Source organism: Streptococcus panodentis (assembly GCF_017884005.1).
Classification (GTDB): Bacteria; Bacillota; Bacilli; order Lactobacillales; family Streptococcaceae; genus Streptococcus; species Streptococcus panodentis.
The window spans coordinates 40,553-64,235 of record NZ_QFAY01000014.1; the positions used below are offsets into that span (position 1 = coordinate 40,553).

The 23,683-nt window shown below is 45.1% G+C and carries 27 protein-coding genes and 1 riboswitch; of the genes, 25 read left to right on the top strand and 2 right to left on the bottom strand.

Annotated elements, in window-relative coordinates:
- Positions 1-65 precede the first annotated feature (65 nt).
- The 17 genes from DHL47_RS07540 to DHL47_RS07620 all read left to right on the top strand — a co-directional run bounded on the left by DHL47_RS07540 (position 66) and on the right by DHL47_RS07620 (position 15,206).
- Positions 66-1,121: an extracellular solute-binding protein gene (locus DHL47_RS07540; RefSeq protein WP_128835558.1), complete on the top strand. Its 1,056-nt coding sequence runs from the start codon at positions 66-68 to the stop codon at positions 1,119-1,121.
- A gap of 33 nt (positions 1,122-1,154) precedes the next feature.
- Positions 1,155-2,162 (top strand): ABC transporter ATP-binding protein, encoded by a 1,008-nt coding sequence (locus DHL47_RS07545; protein ID WP_128835561.1) that lies wholly within the window; start codon positions 1,155-1,157, stop codon positions 2,160-2,162.
- A 9-nt stretch (positions 2,163-2,171) separates the two neighbouring features.
- The gene (locus DHL47_RS07550; protein WP_209551443.1) at positions 2,172-3,857 is read left to right on the top strand and encodes an ABC transporter permease; all 1,686 of its coding nucleotides are present in this window, start codon (positions 2,172-2,174) and stop codon (positions 3,855-3,857) included.
- A 46-nt stretch (positions 3,858-3,903) separates the two neighbouring features.
- Positions 3,904-4,572 (top strand): MgtC/SapB family protein, encoded by a 669-nt coding sequence (locus tag DHL47_RS07555; protein WP_128836273.1) that lies wholly within the window; start codon positions 3,904-3,906, stop codon positions 4,570-4,572.
- A gap of 4 nt (positions 4,573-4,576) precedes the next feature.
- Entirely contained in the window at positions 4,577-5,194 is a 618-nt protein-coding gene (locus DHL47_RS07560) for an HAD family hydrolase (RefSeq protein WP_128835566.1), read from the top strand.
- A 255-nt stretch (positions 5,195-5,449) separates the two neighbouring features.
- Positions 5,450-7,519, top strand: a complete 2,070-nt coding sequence (locus tag DHL47_RS07565) for an extracellular solute-binding protein (protein WP_128835568.1) — start codon at positions 5,450-5,452, stop codon at positions 7,517-7,519.
- A 927-nt stretch (positions 7,520-8,446) separates the two neighbouring features.
- A complete protein-coding gene (locus DHL47_RS07570) occupies positions 8,447-8,695 on the top strand; it encodes a YneF family protein (protein ID WP_128835570.1) in 249 nt (82 codons plus the stop codon).
- Positions 8,696-8,879: 184 nt separating this feature from the next.
- Positions 8,880-9,674, top strand: coding sequence for a glutamate racemase (gene racE / locus DHL47_RS07575; protein WP_209551444.1), 795 nt, complete (start codon positions 8,880-8,882; stop codon positions 9,672-9,674).
- The gene (locus DHL47_RS07580; protein ID WP_128835574.1) at positions 9,671-10,681 is read left to right on the top strand and encodes a nucleoside-triphosphate diphosphatase; all 1,011 of its coding nucleotides are present in this window, start codon (positions 9,671-9,673) and stop codon (positions 10,679-10,681) included. The genes racE and DHL47_RS07580 overlap by 4 nt, the downstream gene beginning before the upstream one ends.
- Complete coding sequence (locus DHL47_RS07585; protein WP_209551445.1) at positions 10,660-11,181, top strand: metallophosphoesterase; 522 nt, start codon at positions 10,660-10,662, stop codon at positions 11,179-11,181. The genes DHL47_RS07580 and DHL47_RS07585 overlap by 22 nt, the downstream gene beginning before the upstream one ends.
- Positions 11,178-11,639 (top strand): cyclic-di-AMP-binding protein CbpB, encoded by a 462-nt coding sequence (gene cbpB / locus DHL47_RS07590; protein ID WP_209551446.1) that lies wholly within the window; start codon positions 11,178-11,180, stop codon positions 11,637-11,639. The genes DHL47_RS07585 and cbpB overlap by 4 nt, the downstream gene beginning before the upstream one ends.
- Positions 11,636-12,367: a site-specific tyrosine recombinase XerD gene (gene xerD, locus DHL47_RS07595; protein ID WP_128835581.1), complete on the top strand. Its 732-nt coding sequence runs from the start codon at positions 11,636-11,638 to the stop codon at positions 12,365-12,367. Before cbpB ends, xerD begins: the two co-directional genes overlap by 4 nt.
- Complete coding sequence (locus DHL47_RS07600; protein WP_209551447.1) at positions 12,367-13,077, top strand: segregation/condensation protein A; 711 nt, start codon at positions 12,367-12,369, stop codon at positions 13,075-13,077. The genes xerD and DHL47_RS07600 overlap by 1 nt, the downstream gene beginning before the upstream one ends.
- The gene (gene scpB, locus DHL47_RS07605; protein ID WP_128835586.1) at positions 13,070-13,639 is read left to right on the top strand and encodes an SMC-Scp complex subunit ScpB; all 570 of its coding nucleotides are present in this window, start codon (positions 13,070-13,072) and stop codon (positions 13,637-13,639) included. The genes DHL47_RS07600 and scpB overlap by 8 nt, the downstream gene beginning before the upstream one ends.
- A complete protein-coding gene (locus tag DHL47_RS07610) occupies positions 13,626-14,351 on the top strand; it encodes a pseudouridine synthase (protein WP_209551448.1) in 726 nt (241 codons plus the stop codon). The genes scpB and DHL47_RS07610 overlap by 14 nt, the downstream gene beginning before the upstream one ends.
- Positions 14,348-14,590 carry a membrane protein insertion efficiency factor YidD gene (gene yidD / locus DHL47_RS07615; protein WP_209551449.1) on the top strand — a complete coding sequence of 81 codons (243 nt, stop codon included), beginning with the start codon at positions 14,348-14,350 and terminating at the stop codon, positions 14,588-14,590. The genes DHL47_RS07610 and yidD overlap by 4 nt, the downstream gene beginning before the upstream one ends.
- Positions 14,591-14,816: 226 nt before the next feature.
- Positions 14,817-15,206, top strand: coding sequence for a hypothetical protein (locus DHL47_RS07620; protein WP_209551450.1), 390 nt, complete (start codon positions 14,817-14,819; stop codon positions 15,204-15,206).
- Between the two features lie 98 nt (positions 15,207-15,304).
- Here DHL47_RS07620 and DHL47_RS07625 read toward each other — a convergent pair whose 3' ends face one another.
- Complete coding sequence (locus DHL47_RS07625; protein ID WP_128835596.1) at positions 15,305-16,744, bottom strand: TrkH family potassium uptake protein; 1,440 nt, start codon at positions 16,742-16,744, stop codon at positions 15,305-15,307.
- 4 nt (positions 16,745-16,748) lie between these two features.
- Positions 16,749-18,098 (bottom strand): Trk system potassium transporter TrkA, encoded by a 1,350-nt coding sequence (gene trkA / locus DHL47_RS07630; RefSeq protein WP_128835599.1) that lies wholly within the window; start codon positions 18,096-18,098, stop codon positions 16,749-16,751.
- 430 nt (positions 18,099-18,528) lie between these two features.
- On the opposite strand from trkA, the gene DHL47_RS07635 reads away from it, so the two are divergent.
- The 8 genes from DHL47_RS07635 to DHL47_RS07670 all read left to right on the top strand — a co-directional run bounded on the left by DHL47_RS07635 (position 18,529) and on the right by DHL47_RS07670 (position 23,676).
- Positions 18,529-19,035: a tRNA (cytidine(34)-2'-O)-methyltransferase gene (locus DHL47_RS07635; RefSeq protein WP_209551451.1), complete on the top strand. Its 507-nt coding sequence runs from the start codon at positions 18,529-18,531 to the stop codon at positions 19,033-19,035.
- Between the two features lie 103 nt (positions 19,036-19,138).
- A riboswitch (FMN riboswitch) is annotated at positions 19,139-19,375 on the top strand.
- A gap of 133 nt (positions 19,376-19,508) precedes the next feature.
- On the top strand, positions 19,509-20,066 hold the full coding sequence (locus DHL47_RS07640; protein ID WP_209551452.1) for an ECF transporter S component: 558 nt from the start codon (positions 19,509-19,511) through the stop codon (positions 20,064-20,066).
- Positions 20,056-20,706: a phosphatase PAP2 family protein gene (locus tag DHL47_RS07645; RefSeq protein ID WP_209551453.1), complete on the top strand. Its 651-nt coding sequence runs from the start codon at positions 20,056-20,058 to the stop codon at positions 20,704-20,706. The genes DHL47_RS07640 and DHL47_RS07645 overlap by 11 nt, the downstream gene beginning before the upstream one ends.
- A 54-nt stretch (positions 20,707-20,760) precedes the next feature.
- A complete protein-coding gene (locus tag DHL47_RS07650) occupies positions 20,761-21,069 on the top strand; it encodes an MGMT family protein (RefSeq protein ID WP_420853837.1) in 309 nt (102 codons plus the stop codon).
- Positions 21,070-21,114: 45 nt separating this feature from the next.
- Positions 21,115-22,050, top strand: a complete 936-nt coding sequence (gene mnmL, locus DHL47_RS07655; RefSeq protein WP_209551461.1) for a tRNA modification radical SAM protein MnmL/YtqA — start codon at positions 21,115-21,117, stop codon at positions 22,048-22,050.
- Between the two features lie 153 nt (positions 22,051-22,203).
- The gene (locus DHL47_RS07660; RefSeq protein WP_209551454.1) at positions 22,204-22,866 is read left to right on the top strand and encodes a hypothetical protein; all 663 of its coding nucleotides are present in this window, start codon (positions 22,204-22,206) and stop codon (positions 22,864-22,866) included.
- On the top strand, positions 22,863-23,429 hold the full coding sequence (gene mnmM, locus DHL47_RS07665; RefSeq protein WP_245335583.1) for a tRNA 5-(aminomethyl)-2-thiouridylate-methyltransferase MnmM: 567 nt from the start codon (positions 22,863-22,865) through the stop codon (positions 23,427-23,429). The genes DHL47_RS07660 and mnmM overlap by 4 nt, the downstream gene beginning before the upstream one ends.
- Positions 23,422-23,676, top strand: coding sequence for a hypothetical protein (locus DHL47_RS07670; RefSeq protein WP_128835617.1), 255 nt, complete (start codon positions 23,422-23,424; stop codon positions 23,674-23,676). The genes mnmM and DHL47_RS07670 overlap by 8 nt, the downstream gene beginning before the upstream one ends.
- Positions 23,677-23,683 lie beyond the last annotated feature (7 nt).

Genomic DNA, 23,683 nt, shown 5'->3' on the forward strand with positions numbered 1-23,683 from the left:
GCTAGCTCCCTAATTTGCTGATGATTTTCATTGAGTATAAAATCTTAAAAACGGAGGAACATAAAATGAAAAAACTGATGATGCTGATGACAGCTTTCTGCTTATTGGTACTGACAGCCTGCGGCTCGTCTGCTAAAAATGAAAATTCTGAGTCTGAAACTGGTAAGGTTGATAAGAATCAGCAATTGGTTATTTATTCTAACTCTGCTTCAGATGGCCGGAAAGAGTGGCTGACAGAAAAAGCCAAAGAAGCAGGATTCAATATTCAAGTCGTTGATATTCCTGGCGGAGAATTGGCTGACCGTCTAATTGCAGAGAAGAATAATGGAGTAGCCGATATGGTTTACGGCCTTAATAATCTGGAGTACAATAAACTCAAAGCAGAGGATTTACTCGTCAAGTATGAACCATCATGGGCATCCGATGTAGATACAAGTCTTGGCGATAAAGAGGGTTACTACTATCCAACGGTTGTTCAGCCACTTGTTCTGATTGGGAAAAAGGATGTGAAAATGCCGAGTGACTGGAGCGATTTAGCTGATACGCAGTACAAGGATAAGTACGGTATTTTCAGTCTAAGCGGAGGAACTTCTAAGACAGTGCTGGCAAGTATTCTAGTTCGTTATAAAGATAAAAATGGCGATTTAGGTATTTCCGATAAAGGATGGGATATTGCTAAAAAGTACATACAAAATGCTTATATTTATGCGCAGGATGAAAATTTTGCGACAACTATTTTAGAGGGAGACAAAGGCCTTGACTACAGCATGGTCTGGGGTTCAGGTCTATTGCAGGCTGAAAGCGAACGCTCTTATGATTTCCAAGTTATGAGTCCGAAGGTCGGTGTACCATTTGTTACAGAACAGGCAGCTGTCATTTCTTCATCTAAAAAGCAGGAGTTAGCTAAAGAATTTATTAATTGGTTTGGCGGAGAAGAATTGCAGGCTGAATGGAGTAAAAAATTTGGAACCATTCCGGCCAACAAGAAAGCGCTGGAATCTGCTTCAGAAGACGTGAAGAAATTTAGAGAAGAAGTTAATCCGCAGGAAATGGATTGGGAATTCATTGCTGAAAACATTGACAAATGGGTCGAAAAAGCTGAATTAGAATTTGTTCAATAATTAAAATTAATTAGTTAGTTATAGGGAAGCAAGATGATTAAATTTGATAATATCGAAATTTCTTATGGGGATTTTGTCGCCATTGAAAATTTAAATTTAGAAATCGAGGAAGGTGAGTTTTTCACTTTCCTAGGCCCTAGCGGCTGCGGAAAATCAACAACCCTTAGAGCTTTAGTCGGTTTTTTAACTCCAAGCAAAGGCAGTATCTTTGTGGATAGCAAGGATATTACCCATACAGAGCCGGAACAGAGAGGCATTGGAATTGTTTTTCAGTCCTATGCTTTGTTTCCGACCATGACAGTATATGAAAATATTGCTTTTGGTCTGAAAGTTAAAAAAGTTAGTCCAGATATTATTAAGGCAAAGGTTTACGAGGTTGCGAAAAAGATTAAGATTTCTGAACAGCAGTTAACGAGGAATGTTTCGGAATTGTCGGGCGGTCAGCAGCAACGGGTTGCTTTGGCGCGTGCTTTGGTGCTGGAACCTACCATTCTATGCTTAGATGAACCCTTATCCAATTTAGATGCAAAACTACGAATTGATCTTCGCAAGGAGCTGAAACGACTGCAGAAAGATCTAAAAATTACAACTCTTTATGTTACACATGATCAAGAAGAGGCTCTGACTTTATCCGATAGGATTGCAGTCTTTAATAATGGTTATGTTGAGCAGGTTGGCAGTCCTAAAGAAATTTACAATGCATCAAAGACCCAGTTTGTCTGTGAATTTATCGGGGACAGCAATGTTCTGTCGGCAGAAGTTCTTCAGGAGATTTCTCATGGTACAGATTATCACTATCAGGATAAGGAAGGGTTTATTCGCTTGGAAAGGCTTCGCTTCACCAGAGAAAGCGAGCGGGATTTGAGCTGTCAGGCAGTGGTCAGCGATTATGAATTTGAAGGTATTTTAATTAAATATACAGCAAAATTAGCAAACGGCGATACTATTTTTGTTCTGGAAAAAAACGATGGCATTTCAAACAGAGAAATCGGCGATCGCATAACCTTATACCTTAATCCTGATGATGTACTGCAGTACTAGGAGGCTGATATGAAAAAACAAAGAGTCAACTGGAAACAGCTGATACTAAAATCAGCGCTTCTGTGGCTAATCGTTGCTTTTGTAGTATTTCCAAATTTAAATCTATTAAAAGATGTTTTCTTTAAAAATGGAAATTTAACTTTTACGGCCGTGACCAAGGTTTTAAATTCGGAGAGGGCTATCAACAGTATTACCAATAGCTTTATCTTAGCTGTTTCTATGGTTGTTACTGTTAATATAGTTGGTACTCTGATTGTCCTTTTGACAGAATATTGGGAGATCAAAGGTGCCAAAATTCTGCGGCTGGGGTATATGACTTCTCTGGTTTACGGTGGCGTGGTATTGGTTGCAGGCTATAAATTTGTCTATGGTTCAAAAGGTTTTATGACATCGCTCTTTCAGATAATCTTGCCTAACTTGGATTCAAATTGGTTTCATGGTTATGGTGCGGTTTTGTTCATTATGACCTTTGCCTGTACTTCCAATCATATTATGTTTCTGACAAATGCAGTGCGCTCGCTTGATTACCATACGATTGAGGCCGCCAGAAATATGGGAGCCAAGCCTTTAACTGTTATTTACAAAATTGTTTTGCCGACATTGAAACCGACGCTGTTCGCCTTAACTATTCTGACTTTTCTGACTGGTCTATCAGCAGTTTCAGCACCTTTGATTGTTGGAGGAACGGAATTTCAGACCATAAATCCGATGATTATTACGTTTGCTAAGACTACTGCATCTCGTGATATTGCAGCTTTTCTGGCGATTATTTTAGGACTGGCAACAATTATTTTGCTGACTATTTTAAACAGAGTGGAGCGCGGCGGCAATTATATTTCTGTCAGTAAAACGAAGGCTGCCTTGCATAAGCAGAAGATTTTATCTCCTGTCTGGAATGTTATTCTTCATGTCGTTGCTTATATCCTGTTTTTGATTTATATGATGCCGATTGTTCTGGTTGTCTTGTATTCATTCAGTTCCTCAGCAGCTATTAAATCCGGTAAGTTAATTCTGTCAGAATTAACTTTAGATAATTATCAGCAGCTGTTTGAAAGTTCATCAGCCTTCACTCCTTATCTGGTCAGTCTGATTTATTCTTTGCTGGCAGCTGTGTTAGTGACCTTCTTAGCGATTATCATTGCTCGAATTGTGCATAAGTCCAAGAAGAAATTCGATGTGATTTTCGAATACGGGGCACTCCTGCCTTGGGTTTTGCCGAGTACCTTGATTGCTATTGGTTTACTTTTTACATATAATGTTCCAAGATTGTTAGTTTTCAATCAGGTTTTGGTCGGGACTCTTATTATTATGCTGATTGCCTATATAGTCGTCAAGCTGCCTTTTTCCTATCGTATGATTAAAGCGGTATTCTTCAGTATTGACGACAATATGGAGGAAGCGGCAAAGAGTATGGGAGCCTCCACTCTCTATACAATGGTGAAAGTCATTATTCCTTTCATCATGCCGACCGTGCTGTCCGTTATTGTGCTGAATTTCAACTCCTTATTGGCTGACTATGATTTATCTGTCTTTTTATACCACCCTTTGTATCAGCCGCTGGGAATTGTTATTAAAGCTGCCAGTGATGAGACAGCCACATCAAACGCTCAGGCTATGAGCTTTGTTTATACAGTTGTTTTGATGCTGATGTCATCTGTTGCATTATTTGTTACTCAATATCGTAGAAAGAAATGAGAGGATAGTAGTGATAGGTAGAGATAACTTAAGTCTTACTTCTATCATGTTTCGTATTTTACTGTCTGTTATCATTGGAGGAATCATTGGCCTAGAAAGAGGAAGAAAAGCGCAGTCGGCAGGCTTTAGGACTTATATATTGGTCTGTCTGGGGTCAGCTATGGTGATGATGACCAATGAATTTGTTTCTGAAATTTATCATACAGGAGATCCAACCCGAATGGGCGCTCAGGTTATCAGTGGGATTGGTTTTTTAGGAGCCGGTACGATACTGGTTACGAAGAACAACCGAGTGAAAGGGCTGACGACTGCAGCGGGTATTTGGACCTCAGCAGCTATTGGCTTAGCCATCGGAATAGGCTTCTATTCGGGAGCAATCGCCTGCGCTGTAGCATTATTGCTCATTATGACTATTTTTCAGCCTTTAAAGAGTTATATCCAAAAACGTTCACGGAAGGTAGATGTTTATTTGGTATTAACATCTTTGGAGGCTTTTAATCGTTTGTTGATTTATCTCTCAAATCATCAGATTAAAGTGAACAACATTCAAAATGGCTTGATTGATACGGATACGCTTTACCATGCCAACAATGAAAAAGGAGAAATCGGCTGTTATTTTTCTCTGACTTTAAATGATACATTTGATCATTTAAAGTTCATCGAGGATATTCATCAGCAGCCAGGAGTAAAATATATAGAAGAAATAAAAGAGTGAGATAATGATTGATACAATTGTTTTTGATATGGGAAATGTTCTCATTGAATGGAATCCCCAAAAAGTGATTGATTTTTATGAAAAGGATGCTGAACGGGCCAACAGGCTGAATCTGGCGATTTTTCAATCACAGATTTGGCATCAGGTAGATAAGGGGCTGCTGCCGCTTTCTGATGCTGTGAAACAGGTATGTCTTCGTTTGGATGGCAGTTACAGCAAGACCATAGAAAATATTTTTTATAATTGGTATCAGGCCTTGGATAAACGCCTTGTTTTGCAGCAAGCTGCCATCAGCTATGCGAAAAAAGGCTATCATATTTATATCTTGTCTAATACATCGGAGATTTATTATCGCTTGGAAGAAGACTGGCTGCCGATAGCTAAAGTCATTCAGGGAAAGCTGCTGTCATTTGAGGAAAAGCTTATGAAACCTGATGCAAGTATTTATAGGTGTTTCTTAGAAAGGTATGATTTGAAAGCGTCAAACTGTCTTTTTTTGGATGATATGGCAGAAAATGTTCAGGCTGCTAAAACTGTTGGAATGGAAGCGATCCAGGTCTTTGATGAAAAAACAGCAGTGGAGCAGCTGAATCATTATTTAGAACGTTTTGGTAAATACTAAAATTGTGATAGAATGAACTTATACTCAAACGATGAACATTCACACTGGACCTCGAAACGCTCAGAAAGTTGCTTTGAAGTAACGGATGAAGTCGATACAACCGAAAGTGAGGCTGACTTGACAAAAGTTGGAAACTGCTTTTTCTTTATCCGCTGCTGCCAACAACCTGGGAGTAGCTGAAACGAGTCAAAGGTATGGATGTGTGGGTTTAAACAGAAAGAGAGTATTAAGTAATACAGTATCAAAGGGATTCATATGGTCACGATTAAAGATATAGCAAAAATGGCTGGTGTTTCTCACGGCACAGCTTCCAATGTACTTAACAAAAAAGGGAATGTTAGCACCCAGAAAATCCAGTTAGTTGAAGAAGCAGCGAAAAAATTAGGCTATCAGCTTAATTCCCAAGCCCAGCTCTTAAGGAAAAAGAACTCGGACAAGGTGGTTGTTCTGCTGCCTATGAGCCTTCAGGACAAATATACCCTGTTTTTATCCATTTTATCTAAATATTTTTATCGCAAAAATATAGAGGTAGAAGTTTCTTATATTTTTGATAGAAAAGAAGTGGATCAAGCGATTGAAAAACGTTCGGCCAGTCTGCCTAAGGCAATTGTTTGCTGCGGAATGAGGCCAACAAACAGCTATCTTTCTTCTAAGAACAGTTTAAATATTTATTATGTGGATTTTTGGAGTTCTAAGAAGTTACCTAAATTAATCAATATTGGTTTTAATCATGATAAAACTTTTTATGCTATTTCTGATTTAATACAGCGCTATGATATAACAGATTTAAGGATTTTATCTCATGAGCTTGAAAGAGACAGACAGTTTATCCATGATTTAGAAAATTATCTTGACTGTGACAATCCTATACCGGTTACTCGTATTAATGATTCAAAAATATTATTGAATTTATTTGAATTGGTCAAGAAATCTGCAAGACACACGCTGGTTGTTTCGACCAGTCCGGATTTAACAGAACTGTTTATGAAAACGGCGGAGTGGAACGGATTTGAAGCCAATACCCACATCGTGACAATTTGCAATCGACAGATTTTTCATCAATCGGGTATGGATTATATTGAATTAAATATCGAAAAATGCGCGAATGCAGTTGCTAGAAAAATTGATAATCTATCGAAAGAAGATTTGGAAATTCAGGCTGATGGTCTCTATCAACAGCTGTCAGTTCCAGTCAGCGGTCAAAAACAAAAGATAAAAATGCTGACGATTGAGAGCCCGATGACAGAGGCGATGAAGTCGTTGCTGGACAAATATCACAGTCTTTCCGGCATAGAAGTGAAAATTGATACCTTGCCTTATCATCTGCTGTATGAATTAGTAATGGAACGTTCACCAAAACTGCAGGAATATGAATTAGTCAGGTTGGATATGGCTTGGTTAAGGAGTGTTGATAAAGCCTTACTGCAAAACTTACAGGATTCTGCAGCGATAAAAAATATAATGCAGAAGTTTGATGCAAAACTGGTGGCTGAGTATGTACATATTAATGACGAACTGTATACAATACCTCTTGATATTAGTGTTCAGATGTTGTTTTACAGAAAGGATCTCTTTGAAGATAAGCTATTTCAAAGGCGGTATTTTGAAACAACCAGAGAACATTTAAAAGTTCCTGAAAATTTTAAACAATTTGACCGAATTACAAGATTTTTAAGAAATGAATCTATTCAAACAGAATACAATTTATACGGGCATACTATTTCAGATTTAAATCCAATTTTGTCGTACAGTGATTTTATTCCAAGATTAAAGGAGAAAATTAAACAGGAAGCATTCACTGAGGAACTGTTTGAAAAAACACTGGAGGAATATACTGCAAGCAGGGATTTTTCTTTAAATAATTCAGAGGATCACTGGCGTCAGGTTGCTGATAATTTTGCCTTGGGAAAGACAGCTATGGAAATTATTTATTCAAACTATGCCTTTCGTTTTTTGCGTGGCTCAAGCGTTTTAAGCAGCAGCATGATAGGTGTTGCTGATATTCCAGGTCAATCTCCCCTGCTTGGCGGAGGCTGTCTGGGAATTATCAAAAATGGAAATAATCGTTTGGCGCTTGATTTTATGACTTGGCTTTATTCTGATGAAATCCTGCAAGTCTTATCTCATCTGGGAGGTTTTGTCATTACGAAGAATGCCAAAAATGACATTACGTTATTAAATAGTTATCCATGGTTAGAAGATTTCTCAGAAAAAATGAGAAAAGGCAGTCGATTTCATATCGGAGAGTTGCAGATGACTTTTGAGAAAGAAAAAACTTATGGAGAAGAAATAAAAAAACACCTGCAAAAACGGTTAGAAAAATAGGCGAGTAGATTTGCACAGCAAAATTTTTTTATAAACAACTTTATCAGAATTTTAAATTTAAATTTTAAAATAGAAGCGTCACTGTTGTAGTTGGCGCTTTTAAATAATCTAATCAATTGATCAAATAGAAGATAGGGGGAATGGCCAATATCGTCATTTAGTTTATCTTTTATTTCGTCGTTAACTTGCCTTGCTCCAACAGTCCAGAAGGACTGTTGGAGGCTGGAGATAAAGGGAACGCAGTTCTCGGCTTTCGTTCAGTCCGAACCTAGAAACAAGATAGTGAGATCGAAAGGCTGTGGATAAGGAGGCTGAGACAGACTCCCGTGGTGACTGTGTCCTCACTCACAGGGGGATGTAACTTTTGGAAGATGCTGTATAAAAGTTCTTCAGTCTCGCTTTGTTTTGGTAAAAAACTCTTGACTCGGTAGCTGATTGCTCAAAAGCTCCAGTGGAGGTTTTGAGGTTATAGATAAAGCTTCCGATCACTACTAAAAGCAAAGGAAAAGACTATACAATTTCCAATCTGAAATCTAAAACTTTAGAAGTCATTTTACATTAGTATTGAAATAATTCCGACCTTTTCTCGGTGATGGAATTTTACTAGCTCTTGCCAATAATTAGTGAAAGCAGTGTTATTGAGGCTCTAAGCTCAGCAGCATGCTGTGGAACTCTGCAATTCTTTTGCTGCAAGCTGCGTTTGCTCGAATCCTAGCCTTTCAGCCTTACTTCCAGTTTCTAGAATCAGATTGAAAAAGATTCCCGGGCTGTTGAAGCTGACGTCCGCCAAAAAGGATGTGAAACTAAAATAGAATTAGTATAAATCTTGAAAAGCTTTATTTTTCAAAGTTTTCTCTTACTAGGCAAAAATTTTCTAATATGGTATAATAAGAAGTAATGTAAAAATGGAATAGAGGAGTTCTTGATATGAATCTAGTTTTACCAATTTTCTTGGTGATTGCCGCCTTTGCCGGAGGCATCATTTTGGGGATGTACTTGCTGCGCCGTCAGGTGGAAAAGGAATTTGCGGAAAATCCGCGCTTGAATGTGGAAGCAGTCCGTACTCTGCTCAGTGCCAGCGGCCAGCGGCCGAGTGAGGCCAAGGTGCATCAGGTGTACCGTCAGATTATCAGCCAGCAGAAAGCAGCGCTGGCCAACAGCAAAAAGAAAAAATAATCTGCAGCCAGCCTCGCTGCTTTGAGGCTGAGCAGAATTTAGGACCTGTATTCTACGGAGGCGGCTTGGCCAGTGAGAGAGGATGTTCTCCTTGGATGGGGTAAGCTGCAGGCATACAGGTTCTTATATAAAAAATGGGGATTTGGACTCGGCTTCCAATCCCTTGTTTTAGAAAGAAGACCTTATGGACAATCGACCAATCGGTTTTTTAGACTCGGGTGTGGGGGGGCTGACTGTTGTCCGCGAGCTCATGCGGCAGCTCCCCCACGAAGAGGTAATTTATATCGGAGATTCGGCACGGGCCCCATATGGCCCAAGGCCTGCTGAGCAGATCCGGGCTTATACTTGGCAGCTGGTCAACTTTCTCCTGACCAAGGATGTCAAGATGATAGTTTTTGCCTGCAATACAGCAACGGCAGTCGTCTGGGAGGAAATCAAAGAGCAGCTGGCGATTCCTGTCTTGGGTGTCATCCTGCCGGGGGCCAGCGCGGCTATTAAGTCAACAGCCAGCGGCCGAATCGGTGTCATTGGAACCCCCATGACAGTCAAATCAGACATCTACCGTCAGAAGATCCAGGCCCTGTCTCCGGACATGCAGGTGGAAAGTCTGGCCTGTCCCAAATTTGTACCTTTGGTGGAGTCCAATGAGCTGACTTCCAGCGTGACCAAAAAGGTGGTCTATGAAAGTCTGCAGCCGCTGGCCGGCCGTGTAGATACCTTGGTTCTGGGCTGTACCCACTATCCGCTCTTGCGGCCGATTATTCAAAATGTTATGGGACCCCAGGTCAAGCTGATTGACAGCGGGGCCGAATGCGTGCGGGACATTTCTGTCCTGCTCAATTATTTTGAAATCAACCGCAGCCGTGATAAGCAGGAACTGAACCACCGATTTTACACAACAGCCAGTGCCAAGAGCTTTGCGGAGATTGCAGAGAGCTGGCTCGGAAAAGAGATAACTGTGGAGCATGTAAGACTATGACAAAGACAAATGCAAACAAGATTTATGAGTATATTGATGAGGCCAACTGGTTTCTGGGGGAATGGGTGGACTATCGGAGAATGTGCCAGACCTTTTCAGGGATTGCCCGCGAAGAGAGGCAGCTGCTGGAGAGGATCAATGATGAGCTGGCCGGCCTAGTCAATCGGGACCGGGGCAGTTTTTCAACCGTAGTCGTCAAATACCACTCTCCGCTTTCTTATATCCAATTTGTTCTGGATATGATCAATGAAGCTCAGGCGACGCACTTTAAGGTGGTTTCCCATAAGGGAGCGATCCTGATCACCCACCATGATAAGCTGAAGAAAATTTTCTTTCTCAGTCAGCAGGAAATCAGCCTGAATGACTTTTTTGGAAAGGAAGGCGAAGAAGTTTCGGTCGGAGATACGATTTTAATCGCTACCCGCAATGAGGGCAAAACAGCTGAATTTCGCAAGCTTTTTGATAAGCTGGGCTACAGGGTGGAGAACCTCAATGATTATCCCGAGCTGCCTGAGGTGGAAGAAAGAGGGACGACCTTTGAGGAAAATGCCCGTCTGAAAGCAGAAACCATCAGTCAGCAGACTGGCAAGATGGTGTTGGCAGATGACTCGGGGCTGGAAGTGGATGTTTTGGGCGGTATGCCTGGTGTCTGGTCAGCCCGCTTTGCCGGCAGGGGAGCGAGCGATGATGAAAACAATATCAAGCTTCTGCACGAATTGGCCATGGTTTTTGATATTAAGGACCGCTCGGCCCATTTCCATACGACGCTGGTCGTTGCCAGTCCGGATCGGGAATCTTTGGTAGTAGAAGCGGATTGGCCGGGCTATATTGCCCATGAGCCAAAGGGAGAAAATGGCTTTGGCTACGATCCCTTATTTTTAGTGGGAGAAACAGGAAAAACATCTGCCGAGCTGACCTTGGAAGAAAAGAATGCTCAGTCCCATCGGGCTCAGGCAGTGCAGAAATTAGTGGAGGTATTTCCAGCATGGCAAAGCAAACAATCATAGTCATGAGTGATTCTCATGGGGACCGTGCGATTGTAGAGGAGATAAAAAATCGTTATTTGGGAAAGGTGGATGCTATTTTTCATGACGGCGATTCGGAGCTGCCTTTTGATGATGAGATTTGGGAGGGCATTTCTGTCGTGGCCGGCAATATGGACTTTTACGACGGCTATCCAGAGCGTTTGGTGACAGATCTGGACGGCACCGTTATCGCCCAGACCCACGGCCATCTCTTTCATATCAATTTTTCTTTTCAAAAGCTAGATCTGTGGGCACAGGAAGTAGGAGCGGCCATCTGTCTGTACGGCCATCTGCATATTCCTGAGGCCTGGATGGAGGGGAAAATCCTCTTTGTCAATCCGGGCTCTATCAGCCAGCCGCGCGGTCTGATTAACGAGCGGCTCTACGCCAAGCTGGAAATCGAAGCGGACCGTTTCCGGGTGGACTACTACACACGTGAACACCAGCTTTACCCAAGCCTTTCTAAGGAGTTTGCACGATGATTGCCAAAGAATTTGAAGCCTATCTGCTGGAGCATGAAGAGACTTTTCTGACACCAGAGGCCAATTTAGCGGTCATGGTGGATACTCACAATGTGGATCATGCCCTCTTGCTGCTCAGTCAGATGACCTATTCCCGTATCCCGGTGGTGACGGCGGATAAACAGTTTGTCGGCACGATTTCCCTGACGGATATTATGGCCTACCGCCTGCAGCATGAGCTGCCGGAAGAAGTCTTTATGACCACTGATATTGTGCATATGACCAAAAAGGATGGGCTGACGGTGGAGCCAGACTATGCTCTTTCTGACGTCCTCCATAAGCTGGTCGATGAGTCCTTCCTGCCGGTGGTGGATAAGGGAGGCCATTTTCACGGGATTATCACCAGAAAGTCTATTTTGAAAGCGATGAATGCACTGATGCATAATTTCACCAGCCAATATAAGATTTGCAAAAAATGAAAGAACAGATTACCCCTTTTTTAGATCAGAAGAACATCTCAGAAAATTCCAAAATTGCCTACGCCTATGATTTAGACCAGTTTGTCGATGAAATCCACGGCAGGGTGACCGAGACCAATCTGCGGATTTATCAGGCCTCTATCAAGGATTTCAAGGCGGCAGTGCAGAAGCGCAAGCTGTCTGCGGTCAACCAGTTTCTCTATTTTTTGTACCAAAACGGCGTTATTGAGGAGTTCCACCGTCTGACCCTGCCCAAGGTGGCAGTGTCCAAGGAGCAGGAAAATGAACTGCTGGACCTGTCAGCCTTCTGGGAGGAGTCTGCGGTTCCCAAGGGCCGTCTCATGGCTCTGCTGATTTTGGAAATGGGCCTGCTGCCCAGTGAGATTCTGCAGGTCAAGATTGAAGACATCGATCTTGACTTTCAGATTTTGCGGATTGAAAAAGCCGGACAGAAGCGGATTATCAAGATTCCTGACAGCCTGCTGGGCGAGCTGGAAGTCAATCTGACCGGGACCTATCTCTTTGAGAAAAAAGGCAGATCCTATTCTCGGCAGTGGGGCTTTCGCCAGCTGGAAGCCTTTCTGCTGGAGCAGGGGCAGGACAGCCTGTCGGCCCAGAGTCTGCGGGAGCAGTTCATCCTGCGTCAGCGGGAGAAAGGCATCGGCATTTATGATATTGCCCGTGACTTGGGCCTGAAAACGATTATTACGCTAGAAAAATACAGATAATGGATATCAAATTAAAAGATTTTGAGGGGCCGCTGGATCTCTTGCTGCACCTTGTTTCCAAGTATCAGGTGGATATTTACGATGTGCCCATTACGGAGGTCATCGAGCAGTATCTGGCCTATGTCGCTACTCTGCAGGCCATGAAGCTGGAAGTGACCGGCGAATATATGGTCATGGCCAGTCAGCTGATGCTGATCAAGAGCCGCAAGCTCCTGCCCAAGGTGGCAGATGAGGTGGATCTGGAGGATGATTTGGAGCAGGACCTGCTGAGTCAGATTGAGGAATACCGCCGCTTTAAGCTCTTGGGTGAGAAAATGTCTGTCCAGCACGAGGATCGGGCGCTTTATTATTCCAAGCCGAAGTTAGAGCTGGTTTATGAAGACGCTGAGCTCCTGCATGACAAGTCGACTATTGATCTTTTCTTGGCCTTCTCCAAGGTAATGGCCAAGAAACAGGAGGAGTTTTCTAAGAGCCATACGACCATTGTCCGGGATGAGTACAAGATTGAGGACATGATGGAAGTGGTGCGGAGCCGCTGCGCAGGCAGGAAACGTCTGGCTCTGCAGGAGATTTTTGCAGAGACCAAGGATATGAATGAGGTCATCACCCTTTTTCTGGCGACGCTGGAATTGGTCAAGGTACAGGAAGTTCAGGTCATTCAGGAAGAAAATTTTGGAAATATTTATTTAGTAGGAAGAGGAAATGAGTAAGTTAGCGGAGATTGAAGCCCTGCTTTTTGTGGCAGGAGAAGATGGTCTGAAAGTTCACCAGTTGTCGGAAATCCTTTCTTTGCCGCCGACCGGTGTGATGCAGAGTCTGGAGAAGCTGGCTGAGCAGTATGAGGCCAATCCGGATTCCAGCCTGACCCTGCTGGAAACTTCCAGAACCTATAAATTGGTCACGAAGCCAGAGTTTGCGGATCTTCTGCGCGAGTATTCGCGGGCTCCCATCAATCAGAGCCTGTCCCGAGCAGCTCTGGAGACCCTGTCCATCATTGCCTACAAGCAGCCGATTACCCGAGTGGAGGTGGATGATATCCGCGGGGTTAATTCCAGCGGTGCCTTGGCCAAACTCCTGGCCTTTGAGCTGGTGCGGGAAGATGGCAAGAAAGAGGTCATCGGCCGGCCCAATCTCTATGTGACGACCGATTATTTCTTAGACTATATGGGGATTAATCACTTAGAGGAACTGCCGGTAGTTGAGGAGCAAGAGCTGATAGCTGAAGAAAGCCAGCTTTTTACGGAAAGGACAGATATCGATGAGAATCAATAAATACATCGCCCATGCCGGGATTGCCAGCCGGCGCAAGGCCGAGGAGCTAATCAAGCAGGGGGTGGTCACTGTCAATGGAGAGACTGTGCGGGATTTGGCCACCACCATTAAGTCGGGCGATTTGGTAGAAGTAGACGGTCAGCCGATTTATAATGAGGAAAAAGTTTACTATCTCCTCAACAAGCCGCGCGGCGTTATCTCCTCCGTCAGCGATGACAAAGGGCGCAGGACCGTAGTTGACCTCCTGCCCGAAGTCAAGGAACGGATCTATCCTGTGGGCCGCTTGGACTGGGATACTTCTGGCCTGCTTATTCTGACCAATGACGGCGACTTTACGGACGAGATGATTCATCCGCGCAATGAAATTGACAAGGTCTATGTGGCGCGCGTCAAGGGCTTGGCTAGTAAAGAAGTCCTGCGTCCGCTGACCCGCGGCATTGTCATTGACGGCAAGAAAACCAAGCCAGCTGTTTATAGTATTCTCAAGACGGATCCAGCTAAGAACCGCTCTGTGGTTGAGCTGACCATCCATGAAGGCCGCAACCACCAGGTCAAAAAGATGTTTGAAGCGGTCGGCCTCCAAGTGGACAAGCTGTCTCGGACCCGCTTCGGATATTTGGATCTGACCGGTCTGCGTCCAGGTGACTTTCGCCGCCTCAGCAAGAAAGAAATCAGCCAGCTCCATACTCTGGCTGTGACCAAAAAAAAATGATTAAAAAAATCCTAATATCGCCGGTCCGTTTTTACCAGCGCTTTATTTCACCTGCCTTTCCTCCTTCCTGCCGCTTTCGGCCGACCTGCTCCAACTACATGATTGAAGCCATCGAGAAGCACGGCGCCAAGGGAGTTCTGATGGGCCTGGCCCGCATCTTGCGCTGCCACCCCTGGTCCAAGGAGGGAGACGATCCGGTGCCGGACCATTTCAGCCTAAGAAGAAGTAGATCAGAATAAAGGAATTTTTATTTTCTTTTTCTTTTTTTTATACAAACTTTTTTGACATATATATGTGTGTGTGTTATACTCAAAGTGTAGGGAACTTTTTAGAAAGGAAACATTCGGAAATCATCCAGGTTAGAGGCCAATTCACCTTGGTGACGACATCACTAACGGAAAACAAGGCTAAAGGGTTCCTTACTTCTAACCCTGTGCACGCTTCCAGATATGAGGTACACAATTAATGAAAAAGATTTTGCTCATTTTGGCGGCTCTCTTGCTGCTGACTTGGACCGTTCAGCTTCGTGCTGCTGATGCTGCTTCTGAGCAGGCCGCCCCGGCTGTCAAGGCAAATAATTACACGATTAAAGTCTTGACAGAAAATCTCAAAGACAGCAGTCAAGAGGAAATTGACCAGTTTTTTGAAGGGCTCTCAGATGATACCCGCATTTGTGCAGATAAGACTGGCGGCTTTGTCTATCGGAGTCAGGATGCTCCACAAGTTAATCCGAATCAGCCAGACGCCGCTGTATCTACTAACCAAGCCGGCCAAGAGCAGGTCCATGATATCAATGGTCCTGACTCAGCAACGGTCAAAGAGGTGAAAGAAGCTCTGAAAAGTCTGAAATCATAAAGAAAACTCCCTGTATCACCGTTTTTTGGCGGTTGATACAGGGAGTTTATTTCATATAAATTTTCGGATAGTTCTAGAAATGTCCCAAGAATGCTTTATTACCTCCTTGACCAGGTTCTTGGCAGAAAGAGCAGGAGGATGGGGTAGATTTCCAGCCGGCCGGCAATCATAGCCAACGACAGCAGCAGTTTGGAAAAAGGGCTGAAAATGGAGAAGGTATCCGTCGTTCCAATCATGGGACCAATATTATTAAAGCAAGACAGAACGCCGCTGGTTACGGTCATAAGATTGTTATGATCCAGACTGACAAAGAAAATCAGCCCAGCCACAATCAGGACATAGACAGCCAGATATTTGAGGACCTTGTGCTGGGTATCCTTGTCCAGCACTGCCCCATTGACATGCATGGTCAGGACCCGATTGGGTGACAGGGTAGAGAGGATTTGATTCTTAGCGATACGGGCCGTAATCAGACAGCGAATCACCTTAAAACCTCCGGCGGTTGAGCCGGCCGATCCCCCGATACACATGAGCAGGAGCAGAATGACCTGAGAAAAGAGCGGCCATTTGACCGTATTGCCGTAGCCAAAGCCAGTGGTTGTAATGATATTGGACACCTGAAAGAAAGAGATTTCCAGACTCTTGGCGAAGCCCTGGTAGAGATGAAAGACATTGAAAGCAATCAAAGCTGTGGAAACAAAGACAATCCACAGATAGCCTCGCAGTTCTTCATCGCCGAAGCAGGCCTTAAACTTGCGAATCAGCAGGTAGTAGTAGAGGTTGAAGTTGACCCCAAAAGCCAGCACGCCGAAGCTGACCAGATAGGTAATGAGCGAGCTGTTGTAGTGGGCAATGCCGTCATTGTAGACGGTGAAACCTCCGGTGCCGGCTGTTCCCATGGCAATAACCAGACTGTCAAAGAGCGGCATGCCGGCCAGAAAATAGAGCAGGGCAAAAAAGGCAAAGAGAGCCAGATAGATGATGTAGAGGATCTGAGCTGTATTTTTTAATTTGGACACAACTTTGCCAAAGACCGGGCCCGGAACCTCGGCTTTCATGACCTCTAAGTGGCTGTTCTTGGCATTGTCCATAATGGCCAGAGCAAAGACCAGCACTCCCATACCGCCAATCAGGTGGGTAAAGCTGCGCCAAAAGAGCAGGGAGTGGGAGAGGACGCTGACGTCGTCAAGAATGGTCGCCCCAGTCGTGGTAAAGCCCGAGCTCACCTCAAAGAAAGCATCGATAATGCTGGGGATCTGACCGGAAAAGACAAAGGGCAGGGCTCCAAAGAAGGACCAGAGAATCCAGCAAAGGGCTACAATCAGAATCCCCTCCTTGGCATAGATGTGGACGTCTTTGGGTTTAAAGAGGGAGCCCAGGCCGCCCAAGACCAGAAGAATGGCCATGGTGGCTCCGATAGAGAGATAGACGTTGAGCGGCTCCTGATAAATCAGAGCCACTATCAGGGGAATGATCAGAAGACCGGCCTCAATCAGCAGCAGCTTGGACAGCAGGTAGCGAATCATTGATTTATTCATGGGGCTACCTCGCAATCAAGTCGTAAATCTCAGTGATATTCTGCAGCAGGGTGGTCACGACAATCTGGTCTCCCGCCTGCAGGACATCCTCTCCGGTTGGAAAAATAGCCCTGCCTTGCCGGAGAATGGCTGCAATCAGCACATCTTTTTTGAACTGAAGCTGAGACAGGGGTTTGCCGGTCATTTTGTTTCCCTCGGTAATCTGGAACTGCAGGGTCTCAATCTGACCATTGGCCACATGGTGCAGGGCCTCCAGACTGGAGAACTGAGCATTGTAGCGGCCGCGGACAAAGTGCATAATGGTATCCACAGCGATACCTTTCGGTGTCACAATGCTGGCAAAATCCTGATTGTCAATAATGTCCAAGAGGCTGGTCCGGTTGACCTTGGTGATATTCTTCTGCACTCCCAGATTATTGAGAAACATGGACGTAATGATATTTTCCTCATCGACCCCAGTCAGAGTCGCGACTGCATCATAGTTGACCGCGCTCTCCTCTAAGAGAATATCCTTGGCTGTGCCGTCTCCGTGCACCACATAGAGATCAGGAAATTCCTGACTGAAAAACTCTGCCCGCTCACGCTTGACCTCCACCACCTTGAGATCGATTTTGCTGTTTTTGAGGATATTGAGCAGGTAGTAGGCGATTTTGCCGGCTCCGATAATCATCAGGCTCTTGATGACCCGCGGCCGTACCTGATTGTGAAAGAGGACCACTTCCAAACGGTTGCCGGTGACAAAGATTTTATCATTGGCCTCTAGGATGAAGCTGCCGCTGGGAATCTGCAGTCTGCCTGCCCGCTCAATAGCGCAGACAATGATATTGCCGAAGCGCTTTCTGAACTGGGAAATATTCATTTGGCAGAGATTGCTGTCGCTCTTAATCTTAAACTCCATCAGAGCTACGCGTCCGTTGGCAAAATGCTCCACCGAAAGAGCATTGGGGAAGTCAATGATATTGGCAATATAGCGAGCGGCCAATAGCTCGGGATTGACCACCAGCGAGAAGCCCAGAATGTTCTTCTCCTTGAAGTAAGAATTGGAATATTCGGGATTGCGCACGCGGACGATGGTCTCCTTAGCGCCCATCCGCTTGGCCAGAACTGCCGAGACCATATTGACCTCATCGTGCTCCGTCATAGAGATAAAGATATCGCAGTGCTCTACATCAGCCTGCTCCAAGACCTTGAAATTGGCTCCATTTCCGGCAATACCGATAATGTCATAACGCTTGGTAATATGGTTGAGGACAGACTCATCCTGCTCAATCAGGACCACATCATGATTTTCAGCCACCAAGGAGCGGCAGAGAGCGGTTCCGACCTTGCCGCCGCCAACAACGATAATTTTCATAAGATTCCTCCAAAGTATGTAACTATCATACTCCTTTTTTGCCTAAATTTCATCTATTTTTAAAAATTTTGGCGGAGAAATGCAAAGGATTAAAGCGGAAATCAGACCGGTTTGGCAATGAAGGCGGCATTCCGTCTCAGATTTTCCGAACGGTCCAGAACTTTCCTTTTCTTTTTTTCATAATCGTGATAATTTTTCATCAAACTGACATGATTTTGCGAAAAAAATTTAAAAAAAGACCATTTTTTAAGCTTTTTCTGTTGACTTGTAGGCGGAAAGTGTTATACTAAATAAGTACCTTCATTGGTTTACCTCAAACCTGTTGTGATGTAAGTTAATGAAGCTTTAACCACGCTGTTTGCTGAGCTTGACTCCGGGCAGTGTGGCTATTTTTTTATCTCAAGGAAATACTAGGAAAAGCATTCTCATTATGACAAACCATATCGTTCTTTTTGAGCCTCAGATTCCGCAGAACACCGGCAATATTGCCCGCACCTGTGCTGCGACCAACTCGCCGCTCCACATTATCAAGCCCATGGGCTTTCCCATTGACGACCGCAAGATGAAGCGGGCGGGGCTGGATTATTGGGATAAGCTGGACATTACCTACTATGAGAGTCTGGACGACTTCATGGCTCAAATGACCGGTCGGCTCTATCTGATTTCTAAGTTTGCCCCTAAGGTCTATGCGGAAACGGACTTTGCGGCGGAAGGGAGCCATTATTTTATGTTTGGCCGAGAGGACAAGGGACTGCCTGAGGACTTTATGCGCCGGCATCCGGAAAAAGCCCTGCGCATTCCCATGAATGACCAGCATGTCCGCAGCCTCAATGTCTCTAACGCTGTCTGCATGATCGTCTACGAGGCCCTGCGCCAGCAGAACTTTGCCGGTCTGGACTTGGTGCATGAGTATGAAGCGGATAAGCTGAAGGGGTAATAGACTTGTTCGGAGGTTAATGATTACTCTTCCTTTTCGTTGAAACAATTTTAATTACATCAAACAAATTGCTTGCTCCGGCAGGCCTTTTTTGGTATCATAAAAGAGTCTTCAGGGCAGGGTGAGATTCCCGACCGGCGGTGAATTTTAGTCGTTGGCCATCTTTTGCTTTTATACTGCGTTGCCGCTTCTGACCTAGCTCCAGCTATGCTTGCGCAGCCTCGCCTAATCTAAAAGCAAAATCTTGGCCAACTCGGAATGCTAGAACAAGTCCGCGAGCGCAAGCTGATGTGGTGAGATTCCACAACCGACAGTATAGTCTGGATGGGAGAAGACAGAGAGGCAGTCAAGTAATCTTGCCGTTTAATCTTTATTTAAGGCCAGCGCCTTATACTAAATAACTGTTAGCTGACAAGCTTTCTTTTGATGACCTTTCCGGCTTCTCTAATTTTTATAAATTGGAGGAACCTGTTATGACAAATACCCGTAAAATGGCGACTGTTGCAGTTTTGGCGGCACTTGCCTTTGTACTGATGCTCTTTCAAATCTCTGTCGGGATTGATTTCTTTAAGCTGGATTTTTCCATAATACCGATTTTGCTGGCTTTGGTCATGCTGGATTTGAAAAGCTCGCTGGCGGTCTTGCTGCTGCGCTCTGTTTTAAAGCTGGCTTTAAATGGACGCGGTGCGGAAACCCTGATTGGCCTGCCTATGAATATGACAGCCGTCTTGGTCTTTCTGCTTGCCTTTGCGCTTATCTGGAAGAGGGACAAGACTCTGAACCGGTACTTACTGGCTTCGGTTTTGGGCACCTTGGCTCTGACAGCCGCTATGTTTTTGATGAATTATTTCTATGCAGTGCCGCTGTATGCACGCTTTGCCAACTTTGACATCAATCAGATGGTCGGTATGTCCAAATACCTCTTTAGTATGGTCATCCCCTTTAACCTATTAGAAGGAGCAATCTGGGCTCTCGTCTTTTGGCTGATTTACACGCTCTTGCAGCCCGTTCTAAAACGCTATGAAAAATAAACAATCTTATCTGACAAAGGGCTCTTTCGCCCTTTTACTTTTCGTCATTCTTGGCTATATAGTCAAGTTTTATCCTGAGCAGCTGACCGGCTTTGACAGCTCCATTCAGACGGCTGTGCGGGGGGATTTGCCTGCTGGCCTGACAGCTTTTTTCAAAATTGTGACCAGTACCATTGATCCTATCGGCATCATTATCTGGGTCTCTGCTGTCTTTCTCTTTTTCCTTTATAAAAAGTGGAAAGCAGAGGCCGCCTTGCTGGCTGGAAATCTAGTTCTGCATGGAATCTTGATCAAGCTGATTAAGCTGGTCTACCAACGGCCGCGGCCGGCCATTGAGCATCTGGTTACAGAGGGGGGCTATTCCTTCCCCAGCGGCCACACCATGGCAGTGACTCTGGTTGCCGGAAGCCTGATAATCATTGCTGCTCAGCGGATTCAGCAGCAAACAATCAAGCGCCTGGTGCAAGGAGGCTTGCTGCTTTATATTCTTACCATTGCCCTGTCTAGGGTCTATCTGGGCGTTCACTATCCGACAGATGTCATTGCCAGTATGCTGCTGGGCTTGGCCATTCTCAATATTGAATTTCCCTTTTATGACCAGCTGCGCTTTCAATGGCGCTTTAAGAGTAAGCAGAAATGAGAAATAAGGCCGGGCTTCCGGCCTTTCTGATATGCTTTTGCGGAAAGGAGTGACATGACTGTTTTGAATCAAGCCCTGGCCCAGCAGGTCCTGGATCTGGTGGACAGGATTCCCAGAGGGCGCGTGGCTTCCTACGGACAGATTGCCCGCTTGGTCGGACGTCCCCGAAATGCCCGTCTGGTGGCAAAAATCATCAGTCAGGCGGAGCGCTACGGCGGCCATCATCCCTGCCACCGGGTAGTCAATGCAGCCGGCCGGCTGGCTCCGGTCTGGCCGGATCAGGAGGCCCTGCTCTGGGCTGAAGGGGTTGATTGCAAAAAGCCGGGAGTTGTTGATATGAAGCTCTACCAATGGGAAAAATGAAGAGGATGCCCTACTCTCTTTTTTATTTGGCTGAATTGTGGTAGAATATTCTCTATGAAATCGTACAATACGCTCAATGATTATTATCGGAAGTTGTTTGGGGAGAAGACCTTCAAGGTTCCTATTGACGCGGGCTTTGACTGTCCCAACCGGGACGGGACGGTAGCGCACGGCGGCTGTACTTTTTGCACGGTGTCGGGCTCAGGCGACGCCATTGTGGCCCCAGATGCACCCATTCGGGAGCAGTTTTACCATGAGATTGACTTCATGCACCGCAAGTGGCCGGAGGTCCGGAAGTATCTGGTCTATTTCCAGAATTTCACCAATACCCATGAAAAAGTGGAAGTTATCCGGGAGCGCTATGAGCAGGCCATCAATGAGCCTGGTGTCGTCGGCATCAATATCGGGACCCGGCCGGACTGTCTGCCCGATGAGACCTTGGCCTATCTGGCGGAGCTGTCCGAGCGCATGCATGTGACCCTAGAGCTGGGGCTGCAGACGACCTATGAAGCAACTTCGGATCTGATCAACCGCGCCCACTCCTATGAACTCTATGTGGAGACGGTCCAGCGGATCCGCAGGCAGGTTCCCAAGGCAGAAATCGTGTCGCACCTGATTAACGGCCTGCCGGGCGAGACCCATGAGATGATGCTGGAAAATGTCCGCCGCTGTGTCACGGACAATGACATTCAGGGCATCAAGCTCCACCTGCTGCATCTCATGACCAATACCCGCATGCAGCGGGACTATCACGAGGGGCGGCTGCAGCTGCTCAGTCAGGAGGAGTATGTCTCTATCGTCTGCGATCAGCTGGAGATTATCCCTGAGCACATCGTCATCCACCGAATTACCGGCGATGCCCCGCGGGATATGCTGATAGGCCCTATGTGGAGCCTCAATAAATGGGAAGTCCTCAATGCCATTGAGGCGGAAATGCGCCGCCGCGGCAGCAGACAGGGCTGTAAGGTAGAAGGAGGATAAAATGGGACAAGTTGTTTATCATTATTTAAGCGGCACACAAGAATTGGCTTCTTATTTATAGTCTTTTAGTTTGCTTTTAGTACGAGGCAGCGAGCCGCAGACAGTACTGGCGTACGGCAAGGCGAGCTAACAAAGTAATAAAAGATAAACTAAATGACGATATCTAAGAATCGGCTGGACTTACCATCAGTATTAATAGATTTAACAATAGAGGAAAGATCTGATGACTGTTGTCAAATTCAATTTAATACCAGAAATGCTGAATACCCAAAGGCTTTAATGCAAGAAGTAATGTTAAAATTTCCGAATACAACTTGGTATGCAATGGAAGAAAACCGTATTTTGCAAGCAAAGTTTTTCCTTAAAGATGGAAAAGTAGGTTATTCTGAACGATCTGTAACTGAGATGGTTGGAGATTGTGTACTTTCCTTTCAGATTGAGCAAGCCGAAACAAGACGTCCGCAAGCAATTTACTTTCTATTTGCAGATGGTAGGATTCTTTTTGAGGATTTTTTGAACAATTGCTATGAAGAGAAACGAATGGATAGGAACGAAAAGAAAGGATTTTTTAATCAACTTGATAGGCTGTGTCAAAGCGTAGTGCCCGAAGATATAGGTGGAATAGCAGTAGATAACTTTATGAAGAATGGCAATAAATTTTATGCTTTCATTGTACACAAACAATATCGTTTTGTGATTGAAAATCCCTATTATAGTGATGAACCAATAGACGAAATGATGATAAAGCCATTTTCATTTTTTCATAACTATCTTAAGTCACTCTTAGACCGTAAACAGATAAGGAATTATTTATGATCAAACGCCCCATTCACCTTTCCCATGATTTTTTGGCGGAGGTTTTAGATGGCCAGAGCGTGGCCGTGGATGCGACCATGGGCAATGGGCATGATACCCTCTTTCTGGCCCGGCTGGCCAAGCAGGTCTATGCCTTTGATATTCAGGAGCAGGCGCTGACCAAGACCCGCCAGCGGCTGAAGGAGGCGGGTCTGGACAATGTCCGCCTGATATTGGCCGGCCATGAAGAGCTGAGCCGCTATGTGCCTCGCTTTAAGGCCGCGATTTTTAATCTGGGCTACCTGCCCTCGGCTGACAAGTCAGTCATCACCCAGCCTCAGACGACTTTACAGGCACTGGATCAGGTCTGTCAGGGACTGGAAGTTGGGGGACGTGCGGCGGTCATGATTTACCAGGGCCACGCAGGAGGGGATAGGGAGCGCGATGCGGTGCTGGATTTTGTCCGGCAGTTACCCCAGCAGGCTTTTACTGTCATGCTTTACAAAACCCTCAATCAAATCAATCATCCGCCTTTTTTGGTCATGATTGAAAAACTAAAGGAAGAAAAAGATCAAAATGGATAAGCAATACTTGCAGGAAAAACTGACCGGTCTTCGCAGTAAATATGTGGAGTCCACCAATGGCGAAACAGCGGCCGGCTTCTTGGATGAAGCCCGTATGAATAAAAAGATGCTGCGCATCAAGAAAAAATTGGTCAGTCTGGAAATGGAACGCTGTCAGAAACGGATCGAACATCGGGATCTCTCCAAGATTGACCAGAAAATTTCTCAGCAGAAGGCTTTGTTTCAAGAGTGCTGCAAAGAAAGATAGGGGAGAC